Annotated in this window: 23 protein-coding genes and 1 riboswitch; of the genes, 12 read left to right on the top strand and 11 right to left on the bottom strand. The window is 64.3% G+C overall.

The window, feature by feature from the left end; genetic code table 11:
- Position 1 precedes the first annotated feature (1 nt).
- From bcp to EWH10_RS01790, 6 genes are all read left to right on the top strand, one after another.
- Positions 2 to 463 (top strand): thioredoxin-dependent thiol peroxidase, encoded by a 462-nt coding sequence (gene bcp / locus EWH10_RS01815; RefSeq protein ID WP_044660037.1) that lies wholly within the window; start codon positions 2 to 4, stop codon positions 461 to 463.
- Complete coding sequence (locus tag EWH10_RS01810) at positions 460 to 1,269, top strand: ferritin-like domain-containing protein (protein ID WP_044660036.1); 810 nt, start codon at positions 460 to 462, stop codon at positions 1,267 to 1,269. Before bcp ends, EWH10_RS01810 begins: the two co-directional genes overlap by 4 nt.
- A gap of 109 nt (positions 1,270 to 1,378) precedes the next feature.
- On the top strand, positions 1,379 to 2,101 hold the full coding sequence (locus EWH10_RS01805; RefSeq protein WP_170825562.1) for a M23 family metallopeptidase: 723 nt from the start codon (positions 1,379 to 1,381) through the stop codon (positions 2,099 to 2,101).
- Positions 2,102 to 2,178: 77 nt separating this feature from the next.
- A complete protein-coding gene (gene erpA, locus EWH10_RS01800) occupies positions 2,179 to 2,505 on the top strand; it encodes an iron-sulfur cluster insertion protein ErpA (RefSeq protein ID WP_025549736.1) in 327 nt (108 codons plus the stop codon).
- 109 nt (positions 2,506 to 2,614) lie between these two features.
- Positions 2,615 to 3,388, top strand: coding sequence for an exodeoxyribonuclease III (gene xth, locus EWH10_RS01795; RefSeq protein ID WP_044660035.1), 774 nt, complete (start codon positions 2,615 to 2,617; stop codon positions 3,386 to 3,388).
- Between the two features lie 67 nt (positions 3,389 to 3,455).
- Positions 3,456 to 3,989, top strand: a complete 534-nt coding sequence (locus EWH10_RS01790; protein WP_044660034.1) for a DUF2239 family protein — start codon at positions 3,456 to 3,458, stop codon at positions 3,987 to 3,989.
- A 90-nt stretch (positions 3,990 to 4,079) separates the two neighbouring features.
- Here EWH10_RS01790 and EWH10_RS01785 read toward each other — a convergent pair whose 3' ends face one another.
- Positions 4,080 to 4,961, bottom strand: coding sequence for a metallophosphoesterase family protein (locus EWH10_RS01785; RefSeq protein WP_044660033.1), 882 nt, complete (start codon positions 4,959 to 4,961; stop codon positions 4,080 to 4,082).
- Between the two features lie 66 nt (positions 4,962 to 5,027).
- On the opposite strand from EWH10_RS01785, the gene EWH10_RS01780 reads away from it, so the two are divergent.
- Positions 5,028 to 5,930 carry a diacylglycerol/lipid kinase family protein gene (locus EWH10_RS01780; protein WP_025549739.1) on the top strand — a complete coding sequence of 301 codons (903 nt, stop codon included), beginning with the start codon at positions 5,028 to 5,030 and terminating at the stop codon, positions 5,928 to 5,930.
- Positions 5,931 to 6,048: 118 nt separating this feature from the next.
- Here EWH10_RS01780 and EWH10_RS01775 read toward each other — a convergent pair whose 3' ends face one another.
- The gene (locus EWH10_RS01775; protein ID WP_044660032.1) at positions 6,049 to 7,206 is read right to left on the bottom strand and encodes a hypothetical protein; all 1,158 of its coding nucleotides are present in this window, start codon (positions 7,204 to 7,206) and stop codon (positions 6,049 to 6,051) included.
- A 153-nt stretch (positions 7,207 to 7,359) separates the two neighbouring features.
- Between EWH10_RS01775 and EWH10_RS01770 the strand changes: the two genes are divergently transcribed.
- Positions 7,360 to 8,427 carry a fatty acid desaturase family protein gene (locus tag EWH10_RS01770; protein ID WP_044660031.1) on the top strand — a complete coding sequence of 356 codons (1,068 nt, stop codon included), beginning with the start codon at positions 7,360 to 7,362 and terminating at the stop codon, positions 8,425 to 8,427.
- A 61-nt stretch (positions 8,428 to 8,488) separates the two neighbouring features.
- Here the strand turns inward: EWH10_RS01770 and lptG are convergent, their stop codons facing one another.
- Together lptG and lptF are read right to left on the bottom strand one after the other, a co-directional pair.
- Positions 8,489 to 9,592, bottom strand: a complete 1,104-nt coding sequence (gene lptG / locus EWH10_RS01765) for an LPS export ABC transporter permease LptG (protein ID WP_025549741.1) — start codon at positions 9,590 to 9,592, stop codon at positions 8,489 to 8,491.
- Between the two features lie 3 nt (positions 9,593 to 9,595).
- Entirely contained in the window at positions 9,596 to 10,816 is a 1,221-nt protein-coding gene (gene lptF / locus EWH10_RS01760) for an LPS export ABC transporter permease LptF (RefSeq protein WP_044660030.1), read from the bottom strand.
- A 130-nt stretch (positions 10,817 to 10,946) separates the two neighbouring features.
- Here lptF and EWH10_RS01755 point away from each other — a divergent pair, with 130 nt between their 5' ends.
- The 3 genes from EWH10_RS01755 to EWH10_RS01745 all read left to right on the top strand — a co-directional run bounded on the left by EWH10_RS01755 (position 10,947) and on the right by EWH10_RS01745 (position 13,650).
- Positions 10,947 to 11,441, top strand: a complete 495-nt coding sequence (locus tag EWH10_RS01755; protein WP_025549743.1) for a DUF2141 domain-containing protein — start codon at positions 10,947 to 10,949, stop codon at positions 11,439 to 11,441.
- Positions 11,442 to 11,450: 9 nt separating this feature from the next.
- Positions 11,451 to 12,419, top strand: coding sequence for a diacylglycerol/lipid kinase family protein (locus tag EWH10_RS01750; protein ID WP_025549744.1), 969 nt, complete (start codon positions 11,451 to 11,453; stop codon positions 12,417 to 12,419).
- 154 nt (positions 12,420 to 12,573) lie between these two features.
- A riboswitch (SAM-I-IV-variant riboswitch) is annotated at positions 12,574 to 12,680 on the top strand.
- Between the two features lie 43 nt (positions 12,681 to 12,723).
- Positions 12,724 to 13,650: a homoserine O-succinyltransferase gene (locus tag EWH10_RS01745; protein WP_025549745.1), complete on the top strand. Its 927-nt coding sequence runs from the start codon at positions 12,724 to 12,726 to the stop codon at positions 13,648 to 13,650.
- Between the two features lie 152 nt (positions 13,651 to 13,802).
- On the opposite strand, the gene EWH10_RS01740 is transcribed toward EWH10_RS01745, so the two are convergent.
- Positions 13,803 to 14,222 carry a hypothetical protein gene (locus EWH10_RS01740; RefSeq protein WP_044660029.1) on the bottom strand — a complete coding sequence of 140 codons (420 nt, stop codon included), beginning with the start codon at positions 14,220 to 14,222 and terminating at the stop codon, positions 13,803 to 13,805.
- A 107-nt stretch (positions 14,223 to 14,329) separates the two neighbouring features.
- Here EWH10_RS01740 and EWH10_RS01735 point away from each other — a divergent pair, with 107 nt between their 5' ends.
- Positions 14,330 to 14,833 carry a 2'-5' RNA ligase family protein gene (locus EWH10_RS01735; RefSeq protein WP_044660028.1) on the top strand — a complete coding sequence of 168 codons (504 nt, stop codon included), beginning with the start codon at positions 14,330 to 14,332 and terminating at the stop codon, positions 14,831 to 14,833.
- 15 nt (positions 14,834 to 14,848) lie between these two features.
- Here EWH10_RS01735 and EWH10_RS01730 read toward each other — a convergent pair whose 3' ends face one another.
- The 6 genes from EWH10_RS01730 to EWH10_RS01710 all read right to left on the bottom strand — a co-directional run bounded on the left by EWH10_RS01730 (position 14,849) and on the right by EWH10_RS01710 (position 20,053).
- The gene (locus EWH10_RS01730; RefSeq protein WP_044660027.1) at positions 14,849 to 16,087 is read right to left on the bottom strand and encodes an NAD(P)/FAD-dependent oxidoreductase; all 1,239 of its coding nucleotides are present in this window, start codon (positions 16,085 to 16,087) and stop codon (positions 14,849 to 14,851) included.
- Positions 16,088 to 16,216: 129 nt separating this feature from the next.
- A complete protein-coding gene (gene htpG / locus EWH10_RS01725) occupies positions 16,217 to 18,112 on the bottom strand; it encodes a molecular chaperone HtpG (RefSeq protein ID WP_044660026.1) in 1,896 nt (631 codons plus the stop codon).
- Positions 18,113 to 18,234: 122 nt separating this feature from the next.
- Positions 18,235 to 18,399: a hypothetical protein gene (locus EWH10_RS21630; protein ID WP_165363302.1), complete on the bottom strand. Its 165-nt coding sequence runs from the start codon at positions 18,397 to 18,399 to the stop codon at positions 18,235 to 18,237.
- A 167-nt stretch (positions 18,400 to 18,566) separates the two neighbouring features.
- Positions 18,567 to 19,079 carry a hemerythrin domain-containing protein gene (locus EWH10_RS01720; RefSeq protein WP_025547760.1) on the bottom strand — a complete coding sequence of 171 codons (513 nt, stop codon included), beginning with the start codon at positions 19,077 to 19,079 and terminating at the stop codon, positions 18,567 to 18,569.
- A 110-nt stretch (positions 19,080 to 19,189) separates the two neighbouring features.
- The gene (locus EWH10_RS01715) at positions 19,190 to 19,477 is read right to left on the bottom strand and encodes a hypothetical protein (RefSeq protein WP_044660025.1); all 288 of its coding nucleotides are present in this window, start codon (positions 19,475 to 19,477) and stop codon (positions 19,190 to 19,192) included.
- Positions 19,478 to 19,504: 27 nt separating this feature from the next.
- Entirely contained in the window at positions 19,505 to 20,053 is a 549-nt protein-coding gene (locus EWH10_RS01710) for a hemerythrin domain-containing protein (RefSeq protein ID WP_044660024.1), read from the bottom strand.
- Between the last annotated feature and the right edge of the window lie 70 nt (positions 20,054 to 20,123).

Below are 20,123 nucleotides of genomic sequence, written 5' to 3'. Positions count from 1 at the left end.
GATGCTGGATGTGGGCGACGCCGTGCCTGAAGTGACGCTGAAGGATGCGGATGGGGTGGATTTCACCCTGGCGCGCTACAGGGGCAAGCCCCTGGTCGTCTATTTCTATCCCAAGGCGGACACGCCCGGCTGCACCAGCGAAGCCAAGGATTTCACCGCGCTCGCCGCCGATTTCGCGGCATTGGGCGTGCCGGTGGTCGGCATATCCAAGGACAAGTCCGCCAAGCTCAAGAAATTCGCCGAAAAATACGGGCTGACCGTCACGCTCGCCTCCGACGAGCCGGGCGAGATGTGCGAGGCTTTCGGCACCTGGGTCGAGAAGTCGCTTTACGGCCGCAAATATATGGGGATCGAGCGGGCGACCTTTTTGGTGGGGGCTGACGGGAAGATCCTGCACGTCTGGCCCAAGGTGAAGGTCAAGGGCCATGCCGCCGAGGTGCTGGAGGCCGGACAAGGCCTTTGACGCTTCCTGTTTCCATCGACAGCGTCGGCGCGGCCTGCGCCCATGTGCTGCTGACCCCCGATCCGTTGGCCAAGCTGATGGCGGCCCGGGCGGTCGCAAGGAACTGGCGGCTTGGGCGGCTGGCGCATCGCTTCGATGCCGCCATGCCGGATCGCCCGGCGCGCCCGGGAAAGCCCGAACTTTTGCCGCCCAACCAGATGCCCAAGCGCGGCAGGATCGGTTCGGAACGGGCGCGGATCGCGATGCTCCATGCGCTTGCCCATATCGAATTCGTGGCCATCGATCTCGCCTTCGACCTGATCGGGCGGTTCGGGGCGGAATTCCCGCCGGAATTCACCGGTGAATGGATGCGGGTGGGCGCCGACGAAGCCATGCATTTCGCGCTGCTCGACCGGCGTCTGCGGCAGTTCGGCAGCTTTTACGGCGCTTTGCCGGCGCATGACGGGCTATGGCAGGCCGCGAGCGAGACGGCGCATGATGCGCTCGCCCGCCTTGCCATCGTGCCGATGGTGCTGGAAGCGCGTGCGCTGGACATCACCCCGGCTACCATCGTCCGCTTCCGGGGAGCGGGCGATGAAATGTCGGCGCGCATGTTGCAGAGGATCATGACAGATGAGATTCGCCACGTCTCCGCCGGGACGACATGGTTCGGCCATGCGACGAAACGACTGGGCGTGAACCCCGCAAAACATTACCAAATCCTTGTGAAACGCCACTTTCGGGGTGCGTTGAAACCTCCGTTCAACGACTCGGCGCGCCGACAAGCCGGTTTAACGCGGGAATTTTACACGCCGCTTGCACAATAAGGCGGGACATGTCCTCTTTGTTCCAGCGGGTGGCGGCATCAGCCGCATTTTGGAAACGTGGGGATTAGGCCGAGAGGCGCAAAGCCTCCGGTCGAGAGTCGGGGTCGGCATGTTGGTTCTTCATTCTGATAATGCGCGCGCTGCGCGATGGTTCCGTTCTGCACTTAAAATCGCTGGAGCGTTGGGTATGGCGGGAGCGCTCTGCGCCGCAGTCCCGGCTCAGGCCAAGGCAGATGAAGACGATCCCTATGGCGATGCGTCGGAAATCAACACCAGCACGCTCGGCCCGGCCGATGTCGGCTTCTCCAATCTCTTCTCCAGCCTTCAGCGGCTCGACGGGCAGGCCAAGTCGAGCAACTACATCCCCTCCGGGCGTCCGGTGGAGAAACTCTCCCTGACCTCCAATTTCGGTGTCCGCTCCGACCCGTTCAATGGCGGCGCCCGCATGCACAAGGGCATCGACATCCCTGGCCCGACCGGCACCAAGATCTACGCGACCGCCGACGGCATCGTCAGCCGCGCCGGCTGGGCCAGCGGTTACGGCAATCTGGTCCAGATTTCTCACGGCGGCGGCATGGAAACGCGCTACGGCCACATGTCGAAGCTGCTGGTCGCCGCCAACAGCTATGTCCATCGCGGCCAATTGATCGGCCTGATGGGTTCGACCGGCCGTTCCACCGGCAGCCATCTGCATTATGAGGTGCGCGTCGACGGCCAGGCGATCAACCCGATCCCCTTCGTGGCCGGACCCGATTATCTGGTGGCGATGAACACCAAGCCGCCGATCGCCATGGGCGGCCCGACCAAGGCCCAGGAAAAGGCGGCGGACTGAGCCGAACTTTTTTCTCTTTCCCAAGGCCCGGCACGCGAAAGCTTGTCGGGCCTTTTGCTTGATCCTATTTAAACGTCATGACCGACATCGATCTTACGCCCTCTGCCGCTGCCCGCGTGGCCGCCATTGCCGCCAAGCAGGGCAAGCCCGCCATTTTGCGTCTGGCAGTGGAGGGCGGGGGTTGTTCCGGCTTCCAGTATCGCTTCGGTCTGGCCGAGGCGGTGGAGCCCGACGACATCATGGTCGAGCGCGACGGCGTGACGCTGGTGGTGGATGACGTCAGCATCGATCTGGTGCGCGGTTCGGCGGTCGATTTCGTGTCCGATCTGGGCGGCAAGGCCTTCAAGGTGACGAACCCCAACGCCACCGCCGGCTGCGGTTGCGGCACCAGCTTCTCGGTCTGATAGCGCTCTCTCCCCGTTCGGGCTGAGCTTGTCGAAGCCCTTCATTTCCTTAAAAGGGCACGCGCCGGTTTGATGCGATTCAGGCCGACCGAAAGAAAGACAGGCCCTTATGCGCATCGCCACCTTCAACATCAACGGAATCAAGGCGCGCCTGCCGCGCTTGCTGGAGTGGCTGGACGAGACCCGCCCCGACATCGCCTGTCTTCAGGAAATCAAGACCTCCGACGACACTTTCCCGGTCAAGGACATCGAAGATGTCGGCTATGGCGCGATATGGCACGGGCAGAAGGGGTTCAACGGGGTAGCCATCCTTGCGCGCGGCGAGACGCCGGTGGAGGTCCGCCGCGGCCTGGAAGGGGAGCCGGAGGACGAGCATAGCCGCTATCTGGAAGCCGATGTAAAGGGGCTGCGCGTCGCCAGCATCTACCTGCCCAACGGTAATCCGCAGCCGGGACCGAAATTCGATTACAAGCTGCGCTGGATGAAGCGTCTGCGCCTTCGCGCTGCGGAAATCTGGGCGGAGGAAGTGCCGGCGATCCTGGCGGGCGATTATAATGTCATTCCGCGTGACAGGGACGTTTATTCGGTCAAGGCGATGGCCGACGACGCGCTGATGCAGCCGGAAAGCCGCGCCGCCTATCGTCGCCTGCTGGGCGACGGCTGGACGGATGCCATCGCTTCCCGGCACCCGGCGGGCGGAATATGGACCTATTGGGATTATCAGATGAACGCCTGGCCACGCGACGCGGGGTTCCGGATCGATCATCTGCTGCTCAGTCCCGCCGCCGCCGACCGCCTGATCGACGCGCAGGTCGACAAGGATTTTCGTGGGCGGGAAAAGGCCAGCGATCATGCCCCTGTCTGGGCGGAACTGACCGAATAATTTTACCCGGACGTTATTGACTCTATTTTACCCGGATAATAAATGTTGTGCCGAAGGAGATTTCGGCATGACGCGCACTTTGACCGCCTTTGCGGGCGACCTCTGGATTGCGACGGGTGACGAGGAAGAGCTGCGGGCAACGCTTCATGCCATGGGGACGCAGGCGCAGTCTCTGCTGCTGTTCGACGACAGCACCGGGCGGCAGGTGGATATCGATCTGCGCGGTCCAGTGCAGGAGATTTCCCGCGGCCGGGGGCGGCCCCGGCTGGGCGTTCAGGCGCGTGAAGTGACTCTGCTCCCCCGGCATTGGGACTGGCTGGCGGCGCAGCCCGGCGGTGCTTCCGTGACGCTGCGGCGCTTGGTCGATGCGGCGCGCAAGGATGCGGACACAAAGCCATCGCCTCGCGCGGCGATGGACGCGGCTTATCATTTTCTGACGGTGATGGCGGGCGACCGGCCCGGCTATGAGGACGCCATTCGCGCGCTCTATGCAAGGGACAAGGCGGGGTTCGACCTTGCTGCTGCCGACTGGCCCCGCGCCATCCGGGATCATGGCGCGGCCCTTGCCCAGGGAGCATTCGACCAGAGCGCGCCGCGTTGAATCGGACGCTGGGCGTGCGTTCTAACTTTGCGTTGTCGCATCCTTTTCAGCAGACAATCGGTTTCCACCTCCCCACACAGCCTGCCAGCCTCAGCTTCTCGCCTTTTCCGCTACCTGAATTCCCGGCAGGGCCGCCGGATCGGCCATGTCCTGCCCGATCCACGCGCCGCCCTGTTTGAAATAGCCGATATGGTGGCCTCGCTGGAAACTGGCGCCGTCCCATACCACCACCTGCACTTCTATCTCGTCATGGCGGTGAACGTGCAGCCAGTTGAAGCTTTGCGGCTCGGCATTGCGCAGGCGGGTGGAGGTCGCCGTTCCCGCCTGGATCACCAGCGCGCCGCCCGAATGCGCCACCATCTTCTCCGCCGCCTCCGCATAGGTGCGATGGAAATGGCCGGCCAGCGCGATATGGATGCCTGCTTCCGCCGCCGCGCGTACGGCATCCTCATGCCTTCCGACAGCTTCGCTCAACTCGCCGCCCTTGCCGATCGGCATGGCGAAGAGCGGGTGATGGGTGACGAGGATGCGCGTCTTCTCCAGCGCGACCCGCGCGAATCTTTCGCGAAGCATGTCCATCTGGTCATGGTTGATCCGCCCATCCTTGATCGTCAGCGATCGCGCGGTGTTGAGCCCCAATATCGCGACCGCATCATCCTCGTAAAAAGGGCACAGATCATTGCTGATATAATGTTTGTAGCGGCGCAGCGGCGCCCCGAAGCGGCGCGCCAGATCGTAGAGCGGAATGTCATGATTGCCTGGTACCACCAGCAGCTTCATGCCCGCCGACCGCAGCCGGTTGAGCCAGGCGGCGGCCTGCCGGAACTGTTCGCGCCTCGCGCGCTGGGTGAAATCGCCGCTGATGACCACCAGGTCCGGCTGATGCTGTTGCAGCCAGGCCTCGGTGGCGGTGACGATGCGGGGATCATGGGCGCCGAAATGAATATCCGACAGATGAGCGATGCGGGCCATGAACCATGAACGGGCAAGGCCTTTTATGGTTTCGGACCTTGGAGCGCAGTTGCGTGTTGTCGAGGCATGGAAACGACATCCCCGCCCGTCAGAAACCTGCCGCATGAGGCGGCGCTGATCGTCAATGTGCATTCCCGCCGAGGAGAAGCCCTGTTCAAGGATGCCAAGGCCAGGCTGGAGGAAGCGGGCCTGCGCCTGATCGCAGCCCATGCGGTGAAGGAGCCGGAGCGATTGCAGGAAACGGTGCGCAGGGCCATCGCGGACGGCGCGCCGATGGTGATCGTCGGCGGCGGCGATGGATCGCTGTCCGGCACTGTGGATGAGCTGGTGGGCAAGGACTGCGTCTTCGGCGTGCTGCCGCTGGGCACCGCGAACAGTTTTGCGCGGACGCTGGGCATTCCGCTCGATCTGGAAGGGGCGGTGGCGGTCATATCCGGCGGCCGGCGGCGGCGAATCGACTTGGGCATGATCGACCGGGACTATTTCGTGAATGCGGCCTCGCTGGGGTTGTCCCCCCGGATCGGGGAGACGGTGCCGCACAAGTTGAAGCGTTATCTGGGACGGATCGGCTATCTGCTCTGGGCGGTCAAATGCTCCATAGGCTTTCGCGCTTTCCGGTTGATGCTGGACGATGGGATCAGGCAGCGCAGCATGTGGGCGACGGAAGTACGCATCCTCAACGGCCCCTATCATGGCGGGGTGGAACTGTCCGATCAGGCGGATGTGGACACCGGGGAGATCGTGATCCAGGCGGTGGTTGGGCGCAGCCACGCCCGGCTGGCCTGGGACTGGTACGCCAAATTCTTCAAGCTGCGCGACCGGGACGCGCAGACGGAGGAGTTTCGCGGCAAGGCGTTCCGGATCGAAACGGCGCCGCCGCAGAGCATTTCCATCGACGGCGAAGTGCTGGCGAAGACGCCGGCCATGGTGAAGATCGCGGCCGGCGCGGTGGATGTGGCGGTGCCTTAACCATTCTCCTTGGGCGGGCTTTCAGGCTGAATTCAGCATGGGCGCCAAAGCAGAAGCGTGCTTCTGCTCGCGTCCCTTCATCCCCTCCAACGGGAAGCCTATGGGATGCAGACAGCGCCTAAAGGGGCTTTTCATATACCTGATAGACCTTGTTCACCTTGCTCTCAATGGCGTCGGCAATGGCGTTCATGCCCTGATTGTCGTCCAGCACCCAGCCGATCTCGCCGCGCGTCGCGCCATAATGCGCGGTCGCGCTGCGGCGGATATATTCGATCATCATGAAGGCAAGCTGGCTCGCCATGCGGGAAGATTGCAACCGCTGCACCACGCCCATCAGCGGCACGCGCATGGTCCGCACCTTCGGCTTTCTCAGCCACCAGAGCAGTTTCGCCCAGCCGAAGGGAAAGAGCGAGCCGTTAAGCGGCGCTATCGCTTCGTTGAGATCGGGCAGCGTCATCATGAAAGCGACAGGCTCACCCTCCAGCTCCGCGATCATGATGAGGTCGTTGAACACAATGGGCTTCAACTGCTTGCCGAAATGCGCGACCTCCTCGTCGGTGATCGGCACAAAGCCCCAATTATTGCCCCAGGCGTCGTTCAGGATGCTGAGGATGATCGCCGCTTCGCTGTCGAATTTCGACTTGTCGACCTTGCGGATGCGGATGCGTTCGTTCTTCTCGCCCGACTGGACGATGCGCTGGATCAGCGGCGGGAATGGCCGGGTGATGTCCAGTTCATAGGTCTTGAGCTGCTTGACCGGCCGATAGCCCGCATCCTCCACCATGGCGCGATATTCCGGCTTCGCATGGCCCATCATCACCGTCGGCCTGTGGTCGAAGCCTTCGATCAGCAGCCCCGGCTCCTCCCAGATCGACAGTGAGATCGGCCCCAGCACGCGGGTCATGCCCTTGGCCCGCAGCCACCCCTCCGCCGTCGCGATCAGGGCTGCGCCGGTTTCGGCATCCTCCGCCTCGAACAGACCGAAATTGCCGGTGCCCGGCCCCATGCCCTGCTCGGCGGGCTGGGCCAGCGCCAGATGATCGAGATGCGCCGACACCCGTCCCACGACCCTGTCGCCGCGGCGGGCCAGGAAATATTGCGCCTCGGCATGGCCGAAAAAGGGGTTCTTGCCCGGCGTGATCAGGCTGTAGACCTCATCCTTCAGCGGCGGCACCCAGTTGGGATCGCCGGCATAGAGCCGCCAGGGCAGATCGACGAAAGCCTTGCGGTCGGCCTTGGAAGTTACGGGGGTAATCACCAGTTCTTGATTGGCCACGGCGCAGGACGCTTTCGCTGGAGAGGTTTGGGCAGAGCAGTTCGGCGCTTGTTCCGGGAATGTCAATCGGGACATGAGCGGATGGGATCATCATGACCAAATCGTCATGTTGCTGCCCCAATTGCAGCGCATTTACCCTTTAGGAACCACGGCATGACTGTGCACGATCCCCTTATTGCAGCCGCGTCGCGGACGAAAAGCGCGATCCCCGACGATGCGGCGATGCTGCGCGCGGCGGCCGACCTGACCCGCGAACTGTCGACGGCCCGGCCCGCCATCTATTGGCCCGACATGCTGGCATCGGCTCTTGTCGGCTATGCCGCGCTGGCCGGGGCGATCCTGACCGGCGATGCCGCTCTCATGCTGGCGTTCGGCCTGGCGGCGATGCTGGCGCTTTATCGCGCGGCCAGTTTCATCCATGAGCTGACCCACATCCGCAAGGGCGCGCTGCCGGGTTTCCGCCTTGGCTGGAACCTGATCGTCGGCATCCCCCTGATGATCCCGTCATTCATGTATGAAGAGGTGCATACGCAGCATCATGCCCGCACCCGCTACGGCACGGCGAATGATCCGGAATATCTGCCGCTGGCGCTGATGAAGCCCTGGTCGCTGCCGCTGTTCATCCTGGTGGCGGCGCTGGCGCCGTTGGGCCTCATCCTGCGTTTCGCCGTGCTGACGCCGCTCAGCCTGATGGTCCCGCCGCTGCGGCGAAGGGTGGTGGCGGAATTTTCCGCGCTCTCGATCAACCCCGCCTATCGCCGCCGCGCGCCGGAGGGAGACTTTGCCCGCCAGTGGATGTGGCAGGAGGCGGGCGCGTGTCTCTTCGCGCTGGCGCTGGTCGGCAGCATCTTCGCCTTCGGATGGAAGCCGCTGCTCACCTATATGGCGGTGCATTCCGGCATGACCGTCATCAACCAGCTCCGCACGCTGGTCGCGCATCTGTGGGAAAATGAGGGCGAGGCGATGACCGTCACCGCGCAATATCTGGACTCGGTGAATGTGCCGCCGCCGTCGCCCTTCGCCGCGATCTGGGCGCCGGTGGGGCTGCGCTACCATGCGCTGCATCATCTGCTGCCGAGCGTGCCCTATCACGCGCTGGGGGAGGCCCATAAGCGGTTGGTGGCGACGCTGGCGAGCGATTCGCCCTATCACAAGGGCAACTATCCCGGCATGTGGCCGCTGGTGGGGAAGATCGCGCGCTCGACGATGGGCAAGCGTTAACTCCACCGCCCCCGCTGGTGCTCCCGAGAGGGCAGGAGCATGTCATCTCCGGGGGCGAGGATTATTCCTCCGTCCGGAACAGTACCGTCTCGCCCACCAGCAGGAATAGCAGAAACGGCGCCCAGGCTGCCAGAAAGGGCGGATAGGCCCCGAGGTTCCCCATGGCGAGCGAGAAATTGTCCGCCACGAAATAGGCGAAGCCGAGCGCCATCCCCATCACCGCGCGCACGAACAACTGTCCCGATCGAGCCAGCCCGAAAGCGGCCACCGACCCCAGAATCGGCATCAGCAGCGCCGACAAAGGTCCCGACAGCTTGTGCCAGAGGCTGCCCTCCAGCTCCGCCGTCGGCCGCCCCGCATCATGCAGGTCGCTGATCGCCGCCTGCAACTGGCCGAAGGTCAGCGCATCCGGGTCGACCTTCGCCAAGGTGAACTGATCGGGCCGTATGTCGTGGCCAAAGCGCACCGTGCCGATCTGCCGCTCCGTCCCACGCGCGACGTCGAACTGCCGCGCGTCCTCCAGCACCCAGCTTCTGGCCGAAGCGTCATAATGGCCCCTGGGCGCCTGGACGATGGTGGTCAGCGTGTTGTTGATCCGGTTGAATATCTCCACCTTGCGGAGCTGGACCGCCGTGCCCCGTCCGGCGACGATGGCGGCCGTGACCAGATTGTTGCCGTCGCGCACCCATGGGCTGGTCTTGACCCCGCTGTCGGGGGGCAGGGGGCCATAGTCGACGGCCTGCCAAGCGGAAAGGCGGGCGGTGGACCGCGCCACGATCCGCTCGTTGAAGGCATAGCTGATGAGCGCCACGCCCAGCGCCGCAGCCAGCAACGGCGCCAATATCTGGTGCGCCGACAGCCCCGCCGCCTTCATCGAGATGATCTCGCTGTTCTGGTTGAGGCTGGCGAGCATGATCAGCGTGCCGAGCAGCACCGAAAAGGGCAGGAAGCGGGCGACGATCTGCGGCGCCCGCAGCGCCACATAATGCCATAATTGCGCATCGCCATTGCCGGCATAGGCAAGGATGTCGCCCGATTCGCCCAGCAGGTCGAGGGTCTGGAGCACCGCGACCAGCATCGCCAGCACCGCGAAGGTCCGGGTCAGGAACAGCCGGGCCATGTACCAGCTAAGCTGGCGCGACGGAAAGAAGTTGAGCTGATGCATGGGTCAGGCGGCTCCTTCCGCCGGGGTTTCCGCCCTTGGCCGCCGCCGGACGAGGCCGATAAGCCGCAGGAACTGCTTGGCGATCTTGGCGAAGGCATATTCCAGCGCGGCGATCGGCTGGCCGCCGGGCCGGTGCGCGATCACATGGTACATCCACAGGATCAGGCCCGCGAACAGCAGGAACGGTCCCCACAGCGCGATGATCGGGTCGATCCTGCCCAGCGATCCCACGCCCTGACCATATTCGTTGACCTTGTGATAGGTCACGATGAACACGATGGAGAGGAACACGCCGAGCGCCGATGTGGACCGTTTCGGCGGAATCGCGAAGGCGAGCGCGGCCAGCGGCAGCAGCAGCATCATCGCCACCTCCACCATGCGGAAATGGAAATTGGCGCGGATCTCGTTGCGCAGCTTGTCGGGCGTCCCCGGATCATGGCCGATCACCACCAGTTCGGGGATGGTCTTTTCCCGGTCGACGTCGCGGCCGCGGAATTTCTCGATCTGCGGCAGGTCGATGGGCAGGTCGTGGCTGGAGAAGGACAGGATTCGCGGCGACTTGTATTTGGGCGCGTCGTTCACCAGCACGCCATCGCGCAGGCGGAAGATGATGGTGTCGGGATCGTCGGTGGCGAGGAAACTGCCCTGCGCCGCCGTCACCGCCACGGTCTGGCCGTCCTTGCCGACGGCGCGCACGAAAATCCCTTGCAGGTTGCGGCCCTCGTCCAGGCTGCGTTCGATCCGCAGGGTCATGCGCTTGCCCAGATTGGTGAATTCGCCCACCTTGATCGACGCCCCCAGCGCGCCCGACCGCAGTTCGAAGCGCAGCGCCTCATAGGCATGGCGGGACAGCGGCTGGACGAAGCCGACAATGCCGAAATTCAGCAGCGCCAGCGCGATCGCAAACAGATAGGGCACGCGCAGCAGCCGGCCATAGGACAGGCCGACGGCCCGCATCACGTCCAGTTCCGACGACAGGGCCAGCTTCCGGAAGGCGAGCAGGATGCCCAGCATCAGGCCGATGGGAATGCCCAGCGACAGATATTCGGGCATCATGTTCGCCAGCATCCGCCACACGACGCTGACCGGCCCGCCCTCCGCCGCGACGAAGTCGAACAGGCTCAGCATCTTGTCGAGCACCAGCAGCATGGCCGAGATCACCAGCGTCCCCAGCATGGGCAGGGCGATCAGGCGGGCGAGGTATCTGTCGGTGGCGGTCAGCATTTCTCTATGTGGTCGTCCCATCACCATGATTTGGCCGCAAACCCCCCCCATATGCGAGTCAGGTAAGTTGCGGGGCGAACAGGGGCTCGCCGTCCGGTGTCACTGGGCGGCTATAGCTTCACGGAGTTGGATGGTCATGTTCAAAGTTGCAGTGGGTCTGATGTCGGTAGGGGCATTGTTCGCCGCCGCCCCGGCCATCGCCCATGGTATGGAGATCGGCAACGACCTGGAACGCTGCTCCACGGACGCCAAGGGCCCGGCGGTTCTGGTCGACGTGCGCGGCTTCGCTGCCTCGACCGGCAAGGTGCGCGTGCAATCCTATCCCGCGACGAAGGCGGCCTGGCTCGCCAAGGGCGAATGGCTGGGCCGTATCGACGTTCCGGTGAAGGCCAGCAACGGCGCAATGCGTTTCTGCATGCCTGTGCCGCAACCCGGCAAATATGGCATCGCCGTGCGCCACGACCGCGACGGCAACGGCAAGACGGACATTTCGCGGGACGGCGGCGGATTTTCGAACAATCCGTCGATCAGCATCTTCAACCTGGGCAAGCCGGGGGTCGAAAAGGCCGCCTTCTATGCAGGGCCGGGCGTGACGAAGATCACCATCAACCTCAAATATATGTGATCCCCGACCATGGTCCGCGTCGCCCTTTTGTCCAACCCCAAATCCACGGGCAACCGGCAGACGCTTCCGCGCGTGCGCAGCTATTGCGCCAGCAATCCAGACATCTTCCATTATGAGGTGGAGCATGTCGACCAGATCGGCCGGGCGCTCCAGACCATCGCCCGCGTCGATCCCGTCGTCATCGTCATCAACGGCGGGGACGGCACGGTGCAGGCGGCGTTGACGGAACTGTATCAGGGCGAGCATTTCAAGGGCCGCGTGCCGCCCATCGCGGTGCTGCCCAACGGCAAGACCAATCTGATCGCGCTGGACCTCGGCATCCATGGCGATCCGATCAAGGCGCTGGAGCGGATCGTGCAGATCGCCAAGGCGGGCGTCGACGACCATGTGGTGGCGCGCGAGCTGATCGCCCTGTCGGACGGGCAGGCGGAAAGCCGGCCGGTGCTGGGCATGTTCCTGGGCGGAGCGGGGCTGGCCGACTACATGCTCTATTGCCGCAACCAGATCTATCCGCTGGGCCTGTCCAACGGCCTCAGCCATTTCCTGACCGTGATCGCGGTGCTGGTGTCGCTGATCTTCGGCATCCGCGCCCGATTCCTGCCGCAATCCAGCCGCCCGGTGCGGATTTCCCTGATCCGCGACGGGCAATTGGCGGGGCGTTTCGCCGTGCTGATCGTGACGACATTGGAACGATTGCTGCTTGGCGTGCAGCCGGGGGACAGCCGGCGCGGCAATATGAAGCTGATGGCGGTGGACCAGAGCCTGTCCGCCCTGCTGCGCCTGTTCTGGGCGAGCATCACCAGACGGGTCGGCAAATCGCAGATGCAGGGCATCCATCTGGAACAGGGCGATGTCATCCGCATCGAGGGCGACCATAGCAGCGTCATTCTGGACGGCGAACTGTTCGAGGCGTCGGAAGGCAAGCCCATCGTCCTGCGCTCGACAGAGCCGGTGCCTTTCTTGAGGTTGGCGGCCTAGAAGCGGCGTGAACGCTGGTTGGCCGTCATGGCGCATCCTCCCTGCATGGCGCGTTGGGAAGGATTTCCCGCCGAAATTGAAGGGCACGCCTCAAAGTTTTCCTTTTCTTCCCGAAAGCAGCGATTGCCAAACGCCTGTCGTCCGCCTATTGAGCGCACAGCATCAAGAGTTGGGACGACGCCCAACGCCAACCTGCCGATCCGGGCAAGGTGGCACTCCGTGAAGGAGGATGTGGCCGATCCGGCAACCAAGCGGACCCAAGCCACATCGTGAAGCGTCGCTCCGGAACAAGGAATGACGTGAAGTGCCGATCAAGATAGCCGACGACCTGCCCGCCCGCCGCACATTGGAGGCCGAGGGCGTGGTCGTCATGCGTGAAGCCGACGCCGTCCGGCAGGACATTCGCCCGCTTCGCATCGCGCTGCTCAACCTCATGCCCGACAAGATCAGCACGGAGACGCAGCTTGCCCGGCTGCTCGGCGCGACGCCGTTGCAGGTCGAACTGACGCTGGTGCGGATCAGCGACCATGTGTCGCGCAACACCTCCGCCGACCATATGGCATCCTTCTACCGCCCATGGAGCGACGTCCGGGACGAGCGGTTCGACGGCTTCATCATCACCGGAGCGCCCGTGGAGCAGCTCCCTTTCGAAGCGGTGAGCTATTGGGACGAACTGCGCGCCATATTCGACTGGACGCAGACCCATGTGCATCGCTCGCTCAGCATCTGCTGGGCGGCGCAGGCGGCGCTGCATCACTTCCATGGCGTGGAGAAACATGGGCTGGAGCGCAAGGCGTTCGGTGTGTTCCGCCATCATGTTCATGTGCCGTCATCGCCCTGGATGCGGGGTTTTTCGGACGATTTCCGCGTTCCCGTGTCGCGCTGGTCGGAGGTGCGGCGGGAGGATATTCCGGAGGGGCGGGGATTGCAGATCTTGGCGGAGAGCGACGAATCGGGGCTTTGCCTGATCGGCGATCCGGGGCGCGGCTTCCTGCACATGTTCAACCATCTCGAATATGACACGATGACGCTGGCGGAGGAATATGCGCGCGATGGGGCAAGGCAGTTGCCCGCCCATTATTTCCCTGACGACGATCCTGCGCAGGCGCCGCAAAATCACTGGCGCAGCCACGCGCATCTGCTGTTCGGCAACTGGATCGACGAAATGTACCAGACCGTGCCCTTCGATCTGAATGCTGTCGGGCAGGCGCCGGTGTTGTCGGCGGCTTAAGGCGCTCTTCGCGCGAATGGAGCCCGGAGAGGGCGTACCGATACCGCAAGCAGGCTGAACGCTCCACATGCGAGAGCGCGCTGCGTTACATCGGCGCGAGCCGCGCTTTCCAAGTTTCCGTAGGCTCAGGACAGGCTTTTCCGCACGCTACTCTAGCGGAGAACGCCCTTTGCAATCAGGTTGCGGGCATAGCGCCATTGGAAGAGGGCGATGATCAGGATCATGGCCGGAAAGATCGCGGCCGTGGGGCCCTTCACCGCCAGCAGGTCGGTGTGGATGAAGCTGTAGCCGAACTGCACGACCACGGCGAGGATCGAGAGCAGGAACAAGGGCGCGGCGGCGGCTTTGCGGAGCAGCAGCAGGATCGCGCCCAGCGTGCCCGCGCCGACCGCGACTGCATAAGCGGTCCAGGCCCAGCCGGGCATGGAGGCGAAGATCCTGGCGCTATAGGGATCGGTCTTCGCCAGTTGGCCGAGGTCCGCGCCATATTGCATGATGAAGGCGGCTACCCCCATCAGGTTCCAGAGCAGCAACAGGATTCCGATGGCTCGAAAGGATCGTGGCGCTGTCATGGCGGTTCCCCCTATATCGGCGGTCTCCCTGTCGGGACCGCCTGGATGGATCATAGCGGCTGACGGGATTTTGCGAAAGGAGATGCCGGATTTTGGCGAGTGAGTCCTTGGCGGCGCCGATCGTCGTGACGGCTTTGATGGGCGCGGCGGATTTCGCCTGGGCGGACGGTTTGCGCCGCGCGCATTTTCCGGCGGAGCGCAATCTGGTGCCGGCGCATATCACGCTGTTCCATCATCTGCCGCCCTCCGCCCTGGCAGAAGTGGCGCTGCGGCTGAAGCGGCTCTGCGCGGGTCCGCCGCCGGGCGCGAGGTTGGCGGAGGTCATGCTGCTGGGGCGGGGGGTCGCCTATAGGGTGGAAAGTCCGGAGCTGATGGCGATGCGGGAGGAACTGGCGGAAGCCTTCGCAGGATTGTTGTCGTCGCAGGATCGGGGGCGGCCGCGCTTTCACGTCACCGTGCAGAACAAGGCCGAACCGGCTGAGGCAAAGGCGCTGGCCACCGAATTGCGGCGGGGCTTCCACCCAAGGCCGCTTGCCATCGTCGGCCTTGCTGCCTGGCATTATCGCGGCGGACCCTGGGAATTGGCGATGAAGGCCAGCTTTTGGGGCTGACCTTCATCCTTCCGGTCAGGCGAGGCCGACTTCCTTGAGCGGCACGTTGGCATCGGCAAGCTGCGCCTGGTCCAGCACCGCGCCCGAAATGACATGGGCGCGGCCTTGCACATAATCCTTGACCGCATTGACGCAGTCGAGCGCTATCAGCTTGCCGCCCTTCAGATACAGGACGGAGAAGCTACGGGTCGCCGGATCGCCGCGCAGGATCGTCTGGTCGTGCCCGATCGACAGGCCCACGGTCTGAAGCTTCAGATCATATTGGTTCGACCAGAACCAGGGCACGGCGTGATAGGGTTCTTCCTTGCCCATGATGTGGCTGACCGCCGTCTTCGCCTGATCATTGGCGTTCTGAACCGATTCGAGCCGGATTTGCGCGCCGCGTGCAAAGCCGTTGGCATGGGCGGCGCAATCGCCCACCGCATAGATGTCGGGCAGGCTGGTGCGGCAATATTCGTCCACGTCCACCCCATTCCCCCCGACCGCGCCCGCCGCGATCAGCGGGCCCGTTTCGGGGACGATGCCGATGCCGACGATCACCATGTCGGTTTCGATCCGCTCGCCATCCTCCATCAGCACGGCGGTCGCCCGAGGACCATCCTCTCCGTCGGTGACTTCGATGCAGTCCATCCGCGCCCCGGTGCGCAGGTCGACGCCATGGGCGCGATGCTCGGCCTCGTAGAAGCGCGACAATTCCTCTCCCGCCACGCGCGCCAGCACGCGGTCCAGTGCTTCGAGCAGCACCACCTTCTTGCCGAACTTGCTGAGCACGGCCGCCGCTTCCAGCCCGATATAGCCGCCGCCGATCACGGTCACATGATCGATCCGGTCGAGCTTCGCCATCATCGCGTCCACATCGTCGCGGCGGCGCACGGCATGGACATTGGGCGCGTCGGCCCCGTTGCAGGTCAGCATGCGCGGGGAGCCGCCGGTGCACCAGATCAGCTTGCCATAGCCGATTTCGCGGTCGCCCGCCGTCACGAACCTGCCCGCCGGATCGACAGCCTTCACGCGCAGGCCGAGCAGCATGTCGATCTTGCGTTCTTCCCAGAAGCTGGCCGGGCGGATCAGGATGCGGTCGAAGCTCTTGTCGCCGGCAAAATATTCCTTGGAGAGGGGCGGACGCTCATAGGGCGGGTCCTTTTCATCGCCTATCATCGCGATGGACCCTTCGAAGCCGAGCTGGCGCAGCGAAATGCCCGCCTGCGCCCCGGCATGGCCGGCACCTACGATCAGAACGTCATAATAGCTCATCGACGCGCTATCCCCTCATTTTCCTGTTGCCGCGTGCTTGGCGCGCTTTCGCGGGGCTGGCAAGCGGATTGTCGTTCGATGCCGCCCCGATATGGGAGTGGCCGGGCGCGGTCCCGGCCACCCGTCATCCTATTCGATCGCGCCGCCGATCATGCGGGCGAGGCGGGCGGAAAAGGCGCGCGGGTCGGCCGGCAATTCGCCATCCGCGATCCGCGCCTCGTCAAGCAGCAGCCATGCGGCGTCCTCGCGCAGATCGCTGCCGTCGGGCAGCGTGCCGAGTTTGACGATGAGGTCATGGCGGGGATTGATCTCCAGCACCGGCCTGGCCGCATTGTCGATCCGTCCGGCCCCGGCCAGCAGCTTTTCAAGCTGGCGGTCCATCGCATTGTCCGGCGCGACCAGGCAGACGGCGCTTTCCGTCAGCCGTTCCGATGCGCGGACGTCGGAGACCGCCTCGCCCAGCACGTCCCTGGCATAGGCGATGAAGCCGTCCACCTCCGCCGATGCCTCTGCGGCGGGCGTCTCGCCCTCTGCCAGCGGGATCAGGCTGAGGTCGGCCAGGCCCTGCGTCACCGACTTGAACGGCTTGCCCTGATAGTCGACGCCGGCCGTGACCCAGAAGCTGTCGACCTGGTCGGTGAGCAGCAGCACCTCGATCCCGCGGGCGCGGAAGCCTTCGAGCTGGGGAGAGGAGGCGAGCCGGTCGAGATCGGCGCCGGTGGCATAGTAGATCGCGGTCTGATTGTCCTTGATCGCCTCGACATAGTCCTTGAGCGAGCGCCAGCCTTCCCCCGACGCCGTGCTTTTGAAACGGGCGAGGCCGAGCAGCGCCTCCCGCCGGGCGAAATCCTCGTACAGCCCTTCCTTCAGCACCGCGCCGAAATTGTCCCAGAATTTGAGATAGGCTTCACCATCCTTCTGGGCCAGCTTGTCCAGTTCGGAAAGGATGCGGTTCGCGACGCCCTTCTGGACCGCGGCGAGGACCGGGCTTTCCTGGATCATCTCGCGCGAGACGTTGAGCGGCAGGTCGTTGCTGTCGACCAGCCCGCGCACGAAGCGCAGGTAGCGCGGCAATATCTGCGCCTCGTCGGTGATGAAGACCCGGCGGACATAGAGCTTCATCCGCCCGGCGCGGTCCGGATCGAACAGGTCGAAGGGGCGCATGGAGGGGAGAAAGGCGAGAACCGAATATTCGTGCAGCCCCTCCGCGCGATAATGGAGCGTCAGCGCGGGCTCATCGAACTGTCCGGCGGTGCTGCGGTAGAAGTCGGCATATTCCTCCGCCGTGATGTCGGACCTGGGGCGGGTCCAGAGCGCCGCGCCGTCCGCGATCTGCTTTTCCTCCGCATCCGGCTTTTCCTTGAGGAAGATGGGGACGGGGACGTGGCCCGACTGCGCGGTGACGATGCGCTGGGCGGTGAATGGCTCGGTATAGCTGGCGGCGTCTTCCTTCAGATGGAGGACGATGCGGGTGCCGCGAGCGGGCGCGTCAGCGATGTCGACAAGCTGGATGGTGTAGCTGCCAAGGCCGTCCGACGCCCAATGCGCGGCGACATCGGCCCCGGCGCGGCGGGAAAAGACATCCACCCTGTCCGCGACCATGAAGGCGGAATAGAAGCCGACGCCGAACTGACCGATCAGTTGCGCGCCTTCCCCTTCCTTGGCGCCTTCCCTGACCGCCGCGACGCGCTCCATGAAAGCGCGCGTGCCGGATCGGGCGATGGTGCCGAGCGCTTCGGCCAGCTCCACCTCGCTCATGCCGATGCCATTATCCTCGACGATGAGCTGCCGCGCTTCGGGATCGAGCGTGACGGTGATGCGCGGCTGGCCGTCGTCCCCGGCAAGCGCGGGATCGCTCAGCAGTTCGTAGCGCAGCTTTTCGCAGGCGTCGGCCGCGTTCGAGATCAACTCGCGCAGGAAGACGTCCTTGTCCGAATAGACCGAGTGCACCATCATGTGCAGCAGGCGGGCGACGTCGGCCTCGAAGGAACGGGTTTCGGGTGCGGTGCCGGTCGTGGTGGTCATGGCAGTATCGAAATCTCTCCCCAGTGGAATCCGACCGCCAGATGGCGGGACAGGGGACAGCTTTCAAGGCCTGCCGCCCTGCCTTCCCCTAAATGAGGGGAAAGCAGGATCGGGGAAATGGATCAGTGGCGTTGCAATTGCAGGGCCTTGGCCTGGTACCGCACGGCCAGTTCGGCATGGACGGCGATCATCACGCCCTTGTCGCCGCGCTGCTTGGCTTCGCTCGCCTTGCGGATTTCTTCCCTGGCCCGGGCTTCGAAATAGGACGCATCATCATGGCGGGACACGGGCTCTCTCCTTGTCATTGCCAGGCGATCATAGCTGGAGCGGGCGGGGCCGCCCATCACTCAGGTTAGTCGGAATCGGCGTTTCGAAGCTGGCATGCGCCGTGGACAGGCGCTGCCGGAAACAGGCCGGCCGAAGGGGGGAGTCTTCGGCCGGCGGTCCGCAGCCGTCAGGCCGGCACGAGTTGGATGACGCGCGGCTTGGCCGGCGGAAGGCCGCCATTCCCCGCCTCCTTCAACAATTCTTCCTTGCGCGCCAGCATCGCGTCGCGGAGCCGGATCAGGTCCACATCGGTCTTCCGGCATTGGGCGAACATGCCCTCGCCACGCATTTCCTCCTCATGCACATGGTGCTTGATCTCTTCGGACAGCACCTTGACCTTGGCGTCGAAGAAATCGTCGGAAGGATCGCCTTCCTCTATGTCGTTGACGAGCAGCTTGGCTCCGTCATGCTCGACATAGGCCTCGTCCAGCGTATCGTCCTCTATCTTGCCGCGGAAGGCGGGGTAGAAGATTTCCTCCTCGATCAGCGTGTGGATCTTGAGTTCCAGGCAGATCTGCCGCGCCAGCGTCTTCTTGCGCGCGGGCGATCCGGCCTTTTCGAACTGCTCGAACAGATCCTCCACCTTGCGGTGGTCGGCTTTCAGAAGGGCGATCGCGTCGGTGAACTGCTGATTGGCCATGGTCTTCCTCCTCCGTGGGCGTTGCTTCCGGTGGAAGTCGCCAGCCATGCGTCGGTTCCAAGCGAACCGTTCGCAAGAGCGGAATCTGCCCGTCCGGATCGCGAAAAGGGTCAGTCGGAACGTCTGCCGGCCGGTGATCCGCTCCCTTCCTCCCGCCGGCTTTTCGCGCCGGCGTCCTCCCGCCCGGCGCGGCTGTCCTCTTCCTCGCCCCGCCGCGTCATGGTGCGCGGGTCGTAATTGGATGGGATGGCGCCGCCGCTCAGCGGATCGCGATCCGGCTCCCGGTCCAACGAGTCGCTGGGGCGGCGGGCTGCGCCTTCGGGCTGGTTCTCCGTAGAGATGTTCGGATCGCGCGTATGTTCGGTGGGCAGGGAACGCGTCTTTCGGGGCTCGTCCATGATGCTCTCCTTTTCAGGCCAGTTTCCTCAGGCCAGTTTCAGCCCCTCCTGGTTCATCCGCCGGGTCAGGCGGCTCACGGCTTGCGGATCGAGCGCCTGTTTCAGCCGGGGGAAAAGCTCATCCTCCTCCTTGCGCATATGGTCCTGGATGTCGGCGCGGAACGCCGCCAGCTTGCTCCGGAACCCCGCGTCATCCTGTATGAGATCGCTCAGGTCGTAGAGATATTGCTTCACATAGCCATGGTCGCCGTTCAGCGCGTCGGCCTCTTCCTTAAGGCCCGCCGCGCGCATGGCGGGATAGACGGCGTTCTCCTCCTCCAGCGCATGCTTGCCGAGCGCATGCTTGAGCTGCATCAACAGCATCCTGCGCTTGCCGCCCGGCTGTGTCTCGCCCAGCTTGTCGAACAGCACGAGCGTCATGGCATGTTCCGCCGCCAGCGCCCGGTCCCAATCGCCGGCCAGTGCTGTCGGAGCCTGAACCGCCAGCTTTCTTCCGACCATGCCGAGCAGCGCCAGGCTGGCGCCGATGCCGGCCCCGATCAATGTCCCGCCGCTTCTGAAATGCGTCTGCTTCATGATCTTCTCCTCCGGGTCTCCTGCCCGTGACAACGAGGGGCCGTCAGCCCCTGTTCCCCGGCTTGCGGCA

Origin of the sequence: Sphingobium fuliginis, assembly GCF_004152845.1 — a bacterium.
Lineage (GTDB): Bacteria > Pseudomonadota > Alphaproteobacteria > Sphingomonadales > Sphingomonadaceae > Sphingobium > Sphingobium fuliginis.
Note: the sequence above shows the minus strand (reverse complement) of the source record. Positions and strands in the feature narration are given on the sequence as shown.